The 7052-nt window shown below is 46.8% G+C and carries 8 protein-coding genes and 2 pseudogenes; 3 read left to right on the top strand and 7 right to left on the bottom strand.

All coding sequences use genetic code 11. The features are described 5' to 3' along the window. The 3 genes from L4D76_RS28125 to L4D76_RS28135 all read right to left on the bottom strand — a co-directional run. The coding region (locus L4D76_RS28125; RefSeq protein ID WP_428444132.1) for a hypothetical protein at positions 1 to 309 on the bottom strand (309 nt) is incomplete at its 3' end. Between the two features lie 86 nt (positions 310 to 395). Further along, positions 396 to 674, bottom strand: a complete 279-nt coding sequence (locus L4D76_RS28130) for a hypothetical protein (RefSeq protein WP_428444133.1) — start codon at positions 672 to 674, stop codon at positions 396 to 398. Between the two features lie 13 nt (positions 675 to 687). Further along, entirely contained in the window at positions 688 to 2265 is a 1578-nt protein-coding gene (locus tag L4D76_RS28135) for a reductive dehalogenase (protein WP_428444134.1), read from the bottom strand. On the opposite strand from L4D76_RS28135, the gene L4D76_RS28140 reads away from it, so the two are divergent. Both L4D76_RS28140 and L4D76_RS28145 read left to right on the top strand, forming a co-directional pair. Next, the gene (locus tag L4D76_RS28140) at positions 2258 to 2608 is read left to right on the top strand and encodes a hypothetical protein (protein WP_428444135.1); all 351 of its coding nucleotides are present in this window, start codon (positions 2258 to 2260) and stop codon (positions 2606 to 2608) included. The genes L4D76_RS28135 and L4D76_RS28140 overlap by 8 nt on opposite strands. A 153-nt stretch (positions 2609 to 2761) precedes the next feature. Then, positions 2762 to 4213, top strand: coding sequence for a methyl-accepting chemotaxis protein (locus tag L4D76_RS28145; RefSeq protein ID WP_428444136.1), 1452 nt, complete (start codon positions 2762 to 2764; stop codon positions 4211 to 4213). 200 nt (positions 4214 to 4413) lie between these two features. Here the strand turns inward: L4D76_RS28145 and L4D76_RS28150 are convergent, their stop codons facing one another. From L4D76_RS28150 to L4D76_RS28160, 3 genes and pseudogenes are all read right to left on the bottom strand, one after another. Continuing rightward, a complete protein-coding gene (locus L4D76_RS28150; RefSeq protein WP_428444137.1) occupies positions 4414 to 4893 on the bottom strand; it encodes a methylated-DNA--[protein]-cysteine S-methyltransferase in 480 nt (159 codons plus the stop codon). Next, positions 4890 to 5870, bottom strand: a complete 981-nt coding sequence (locus L4D76_RS28155) for a DNA-3-methyladenine glycosylase 2 (RefSeq protein WP_428444138.1) — start codon at positions 5868 to 5870, stop codon at positions 4890 to 4892. The genes L4D76_RS28150 and L4D76_RS28155 overlap by 4 nt, the downstream gene beginning before the upstream one ends. 27 nt (positions 5871 to 5897) lie before the next feature. After that, positions 5898 to 6265: pseudogene (locus L4D76_RS28160) on the bottom strand (Ada metal-binding domain-containing protein); the annotation flags it as partial. 264 nt (positions 6266 to 6529) lie between these two features. Between L4D76_RS28160 and L4D76_RS28165 the strand changes: the two are divergent. Further along, positions 6530 to 6853: an outer membrane beta-barrel protein gene (locus tag L4D76_RS28165; protein ID WP_428444139.1), complete on the top strand. Its 324-nt coding sequence runs from the start codon at positions 6530 to 6532 to the stop codon at positions 6851 to 6853. Positions 6854 to 6859: 6 nt separating this feature from the next. On the opposite strand, the pseudogene L4D76_RS28170 reads toward L4D76_RS28165, so the two are convergent. Further along, positions 6860 to 7052: pseudogene (locus L4D76_RS28170) on the bottom strand (IS4 family transposase); the annotation flags it as partial.

A 7052-nucleotide genomic window follows, 5' to 3' on the forward strand; every position in this document is an offset into this window, starting at 1 on the left:
CTTCTGGATCCGGGGACCGGTATCAGTATGATGCGCAAGGATTCCGACCATCATCGGGCCGCCGTAACCTTCGCCTTCTCCTAGTACTACCACGTCTGCGTCATCAGTTTTTTGTTTTACCAGGTTAAAAACAATAGGTTTTTCACTTTGGTGATCCGCACGCTCCAGTTTTAAATCTCCCATATAGTGGGATAGCATTGCTTTATGATTTGGCTGGGAAGCAAGCTGGCCGATCACGAAGGCCGCCAGCAAACTAAGCCAGGCCAGCGTTTTTAAAAGGGTTGTGGTACGGGAATGAGTTACTCGCATTACCTACTCCGAGTTACTGTGTCAAACAAATCAGCGCTGGAGGGATCACCGCCAACGCTGATTGCATTCTTATGGATCTTTTGGATTTACAATATTGCGTCTTTCGGCACGAACTTACGCCATGCCAGAATAATCATCAGCAAGCCGGGCATGCTGAAGAAGATCAGCGCCATTGCACCAGATTGAGCGACGCCTTCAAAGAATGAGGCACCGGCCCAGCCGATGCCGAACAAGATAGCCAAACAGCCTGTGATCATTATTCCCCAGCCGTACCAGGGAAGTTTCACTTTAACTGAAAGGTACGCCAGCCCCAGCACCGATAAAGTAAACAGGACCCCCATCAAAAACCACTGTATTAATTCCATATTGTTGCTCCTTTTATGCCTTGCCTACTGCACCAAACACATTACGGTTGCTTGAGTTGACCCGCATGCCTTCACCTGTTTTCCAGAATTTCTTCACTTTTTCCGGGTTCTGGGTCGAACCGTAGCCAAAGGCCGGATGCAGCTCTGCCATCAGGCCGTGAATAATTTTCGGGGTGTATGGGTTAATCGCCATGATGAACCAGTGGTGCCAATAGTCCGGTTCGTTGAAGGTACAGGAGGCGGTGCAGGCCGCGCAGTCGGTGTCACTTTCTAGCCAGTAGTCGAAACACTTTTTGGCATCGGTGTGGAACTTCTTAATCCCCTCGTGGTTGGACCATGAGTAGCCTGGTTGGTCAGAATGCTCACCTTCATAGTTGAAGTGGGTGTCATCGGCCATATCAATGGCGCCGCTAGGGCAGGCCTGTCCGCATTTTTTACAGCTTTTACAGAAATCGGTGATCCCCCAGCTGTGTGGACCGTCGTATTCTACGAAATCGAAATCGGTGTACACTTTGCACAGACGTACACGTGGGCCGTATCCTGGTACCAGCAGCTGGTTGTTACGTCCGCCTTCGCCCAGGCCTGCCGCGATCCCATAAGCAACGGAGTTACCCAGATCGTTTCCGCAGGCCACTGCATGGAATCCAAGCCCTTTGATGAATTTGGCAATACTTGAGGCCAGGGTTGCCATCTTGGTGTAACCATCACCTACAGTAGCACAAGAGGTTCTGGTCGGTGCCGCTGCTACATTGTCGTAATCCATCGGCACGGCAAGAACGATGACGGTCTTGGGTACGAAGGGAAAATCTTGCTCCCAGCTTAACTCTTTGTCCTGAACCTGGTAGTGCTCCATCATCTCCTTCATCGCGCCGGCCATCACTTTCTGATCGCGGATCTTTCCAAGATCTTGCTGCACCATCTCATCCATCATTTCAGAGGTTACACCGGCATCATAGATAGGATCATAATCCCATCTTTTGTCACGGCGAGCGATACCACAGCGCACCGCACCATACAGACGGGCTGCAGAACGGATCGCATCAGAAGCTTCTTTTTCTGAACCGAATTGATACTGTTCGTGCTCTACATCGGATTGATCCCATGTGAACATGCGGGTATTTGGCGTACCACAGGCGCCCAGGCGCAATTCTGATGCGTAAGGGGGAAACCAGGCAGAATGTTGCAGGGCGGTATCCAGCTGGGTAAAGCCCGGACGGGAATTGTCCCAGTCTTTATGTTCAAACCCCGGAACCTGCAACTGGAAGTTGTAGTGGGGGTTGTCTTTGTTTAAGCGGCCAAATTGCTCATTACGCTCAGGGTGTTTCATCATCATCAGCGGACTGAGCGCATAAGACCACATAGTGTCGCGCTGCGCAAAGGGCTTGAAATCATCGGTAACTTCAGGCCAATTAGGATCTTCTTGTCCTTGCACGGACCCTTTACCTGCAGCATAGCTGCCTATGCCTGCCACTAATGCGGCGCCCCCTCCGATTGCCGCACGTTTGAAAAACGTTCGGCGGGCCGGATTATCTATGTCTGCGCCAAGCTGTTCATTGGCGGTATCATTCTGAGAGATTTTATTTGTGGTCATGGCTCTTCCAGGTCAGCAATCAAAACTGAAAAAAGGCTCACCGCGAGATATCAGGCGGGCCGTTAGATTGTGGGTGGATGATAGACATGAAAACTGTCAGGAAAGAGTCATCAAACGACAATTGACTATTTCATATAGTGAAACAATGTCCCGAATGTCTGTGTGGGATAGTGCAGGCTGCATGCTGGAAATTGATTTCGGTCATAAAAAAATGAATTCTTCAGGGGGGGAATTTGATAACGCGCAAGAAAAGCATCTAAACCCGGACAATACAGCTTTTGTCATGAGAACGATGTTTTCTGGATTTTTTGTGATGGAGTTAACTCTTTTTGTGATCGCGTAATTCTATCTGGTATGGGGGTTATTAGTGGCAATACGTGATCGGCATTCCTGAATTGCACGACCATGCTTATTTAGGTTGCATATTTATGCGATCATAGTCGGAAATGCCTGAGCGCATGATATCCGCAAGTTTTGTTTTATCAGAGGGATCACAATGAGAGAAGTTGAGTTTAGGGCAATAGATCGACTGTTTATTAAAATGAACATCAATGACAAATTCTGGGTTTTGTTTATTGTCATATCTGCGGCTTTAGTTGGCTTTTCAGGTAGCCATTATTACTCGACTATTGAGCAAATTGATGCAGCGAATCATCTTCAGGCACAAGCCAAACTAGAGTCTGCCGTTAATGTGCTTCAAGCCGTAACTTTAAACGAGGAAGAGACCCAAAAAGTTCTTGATAGCCAGAACATTAAATTGGTTACATATTCTGTAGAAACTTCCGGAAGCGACAGTGAAATTACTGTTTCGATGCCTTTTGACGGGCGTTATGCAGTGCTAACGCATTTTGCAGATAACGCTGAAGCGAAAGAACAGGCCCTTACTCAATTTTTACTTTCTCTGTTGCCCCTCGCTCCAATAGGACTTTTATTTTATTGGGTTGCAACCTATTTAATTGGCGCACTGTGGGTCATGCATCAGGCGACTCGCCGCATTGCCAGTGGGGATCTGACTTCCCGTCTTGGTTTTCATATCGGACGTGACGAGTTTGGTGTCATAGGTCACGAACTAGATCGTTCGATGGATACCATCAGTGAATTAGTCGATACGGTTAAGATCAGCTCTACAACCTTGTATAAAACCGCAACAACATTTGAACAAGATGCTCGCGATTCAGAACAGCGGGTGAATCAACAATATGCATCGGTTGATTCTGTCGCGACTGCAATGGAAGAAATGTCAGCAACGGCGAAAGAGATTGCAGGCTATGGTTTACAAGCTGCACAGCAATCCGAAAAAGAAACTGCGAAGGTCTTTAATAGCAACGAAAGAGTTCAGGATGCSATCATGGTGGTGACCAAATTGTCTGAGCACACCGATGCGGCTTCGGCATCTGTTATGAGTCTTAATGAGAAAGCCACTGAGATTGATAACGTGATCACGACCATTAATGCGATCTCTGAGCAGACTAACCTTCTGGCTCTGAATGCTGCGATTGAAGCCGCCAGAGCAGGAGAGCAAGGGCGCGGTTTTGCTGTTGTTGCAGATGAAGTACGCACCCTCGCAGGACGCACTCAACAGGCAACCGTTGAGATCCGAGCTATGATTGATAATCTTCAGGCTGAAACGCATGGTATTTCGCAAATTACTGCCGAAACTTTAGAGCAAGCCAATAAGAGCCGGGAAATGATCACTGAAATCGGCAATGACGTGAATGAGATTGCCGAATCGGCTAAGTCCGTGATGGATATGAGTACTCAGATTGCATCTGCCGCTGAGCAGCAGACTGCAGTGGTTAATGATATTACTTCTGATCTGAATGAAATTCGCACTCAGTCGAGCGTGCTGCTTTCTTCAACACAAACATCAGTGGCTGGTATTCAGGAACTCTCTGATGCATCGCAGTCATTGGGTGGGATTTTAGAAAAGTACCGGACTTCGAATTAAACGGTACTAACTAATAATTAATCTTATAGCTTCGTCATTCCGTAAAGTGAGGCACGAACTTATACGGAATCTAAGGAGTGCACGGTTTGAACTGGATCCCGGATATTTCGTTCCTCAATTCCGGGATGACGGACTTTGACCGTTTCAATCATCTTCATGATATTTAGGTGCTAGAATTAGTGGTTCAAAAATCGCTGACACTAAATCAGAAGGGCACCTTCATGTTTCAGTAGTCCCTCTTTACGTTCAATACCGCCGGCATAGCCGGTGAGCGTACCATTTTTCCCGATAACCCGATGGCAGGGTACAATGATCGAAATCGGATTCTTACCGTTTGCAAGGCCGACCGCTCGTACGGCTTTTGGGTTACCAATCGCATTCGCCAAATCTTGGTAACTCCAGGTTGTGCCAAATGGAATCGTGGTAAGAGCCTGCCAGACTTTCTGCTGAAACTCGGTCCCTGTTGCGGCTATAGGCACCTCAAACATCTGCCGTGTTCCGGCAAAATATTCCTGGTATTCAGATACCGCCTGCTTCAGTACGGCATGTTCACTATCGAGCTTTCCCAGATTGTCTGGCTGTGTTGTCTGGGTTTGAAACCAAGCGCCAAGTAAACCTTCGTCATTCGCCTGGATAGTGAGTACCCCTACAGGGCTTTTATAATGTGTATAAACATTCATGATTGTGAATTCCAACAATGAAAAGTGGCGTAGCTGCCCCACGGAGATGTCGATTTTTCGTCAAAGTCATCAAAAGTAGCGATGACTTTTTTCACCACGAGATCGGTTGCCAAAAAACAATTGGGCTCTGATAGCCCCCGCAATTTCGCATAACTGATAGTCCAAGGGCCAATACCTTTTATCGCCAGCCATTGACTTGGATGATCTTCAAAATGATCGACCATATATTCTGCAAACCGTTTTACGGTATCTTTTCGGCTCTGCGGCATTTTAAGAAAACTCAGCTCGCCATTAGCAACAACCTCTGGTGTTGGGAAATACAGATCCCCGTGTTCGTGCATGCCGAGCGTGTCGACAAATGTGTTTAGTTGAGTAATGGCTGCTTTGACTGAAATTTGCTGACCAAGAATGGCACGTACTCCGGCCTCCCAAGTATTCCAAACACCAGGTATTCGAATTCCTGTTGTCATAAGGCGGTTTAACGCCGTTTGGGAAAGATGTGTTTCGATGACGGCGATATCGGCATCCAGATCAAAGACACGGCGGATCTGGGTCACTAACATTTTTAACTGCGTAATATCATCTATTTCAAATTCGATAGCTAAGGTATTCTTTTGTGTATGTGATGCTTTAAACCAGCCTTTTGTATTGCCCAGCGTAAAGGTTCTCTGGTAATGGTTTTCACCGACGTCTTCAACGCCTTTGACGGCACGTAAACGATAGAAATTAAGCAAGTGAGCCCAGTCAAAAGGCGGACGAAAAGCAATGGTTAACTGGTTACCTACTGATTTTTTGTTACTGCCCTTACGAATGTCGCTGGGTGTTAATTTTAATATTTTCTGAAACGCATCGTTAAAACGGCGGACGCTGTTGAAACCGCTGGCGAGACCAATATCGCTGATGCTCATCGTGCTGCTATGGAGTAATTGTTTCGCAAACATCAGCTGGTTGTATTGTGCATACTGTTTAGGTGACATACCTAAATGCTTTTCAAATAATTTCCTCAGATACCGATCGCTAACACCCAATCGTTCAGAAAAGTCAGCCAAATTCGTTTGCTGCAACTCTCCTTTATCGATCAATTGAATAGCGCGTTGAAAGGTTGTTTCAATGCCTTTCCATGCCCAGGAGCCGGGGGCACTATCTGGCCGACACCGTAAGCAAGGGCGATAACCGGCTTGCAGTGCCAGGGCCTGGTTTGCGAAATACTCAACATTCTCTTCTTTAGGTGCTGTCGCCGGGCAAATGGGGCGGCAAAAATACCCGTGGTTTTGACGGCAACATAAAAATGACCATCAAAACGACTCTCACGAGATGCTCGTGCCCGTTGGCATTGCTCTACCGTTAGTTCAGAAAAATCGGCAATCGTCATAAAAAAGGTTACTGCTCAAGTTTAGCGATAAGGGTAGTGTAACCTTTCTAATGCACCAGACTAGCCATTTTCGGAACCGGAACGTAGAAAATCAATCATCCATATTTTTCCAGGCAATCGCCGTGCAGCGGTTATCTAAGTGGGGCGTTTGTTGCAGCGGCGTACCTTGTTGGAAAGATGAGCATAAGGTTGGTATGTGCTTGTTGTCACACTTAACATCTTTACATAGCGGCACTATAAAAAACGGGAAGATCCTGTCCTGTCATTTACTTTTCCCGCCAGTTTTCATCCCGTCTTAGTTATACCCGAGCTGACTTGAAAGAAAAGACAAGCTCAGAAAAGCTGACCTACGAGAACTACAGCGTCGATATGCAATATTATTTAAATGCCAACGGTGACCTCCGTCCTTACGTCAATGCCGGGTTTGGTGAGGCATTGAAGGATCAGGATCGAAGCATCAAAACATTCCAGGTCAACGCGGGTCTTGGCGTACATTACAAGTTAAATCGCAACTGGGCCCTTCAAATCGACTGGCGTCATAACTATGGTACCAAGTTCTCTGCCAATGATAGCCTGGCCACCGGGTAATGCCGTTCACTTAACGTGAGCGGCATTGTTTTTTCTAACGGGATATCGGTTTTTTGAGCACTTCAATACTCTAGGGTAACTTCGTTCTCTTCTAGCAGGTAAAATAAACTGCTTCGCGATCTCTTCTAGTACCATTACTTGTTTCGGTATGTTCCCTGGTGTCACAAATGGCAACTGCGTTAACTCATGAACAATATGC

This window comes from Photobacterium sagamiensis (genome assembly GCF_050337085.1).
In the GTDB taxonomy this organism is placed as follows: domain Bacteria; phylum Pseudomonadota; class Gammaproteobacteria; order Enterobacterales; family Vibrionaceae; genus Photobacterium; species Photobacterium sagamiensis.

Excerpts from the sequence above, each read along its gene's own strand:
- L4D76_RS28155 (WP_428444138.1), bottom strand. The coding sequence starts at position 5,870 with ATGTCACCTAAACAGTATGCACAATACAACCAGCTGATGTTTGCGAAA.
- L4D76_RS28130 (WP_428444133.1), bottom strand. The coding sequence starts at position 674 with ATGGAATTAATACAGTGGTTTTTGATGGGGGTCCTGTTTACTTTATCG.
- L4D76_RS28150 (WP_428444137.1), bottom strand. The coding sequence starts at position 4,893 with ATGAATGTTTATACACATTATAAAAGCCCTGTAGGGGTACTCACTATC.
- L4D76_RS28135 (WP_428444134.1), bottom strand. The coding sequence starts at position 2,265 with ATGACCACAAATAAAATCTCTCAGAATGATACCGCCAATGAACAGCTT.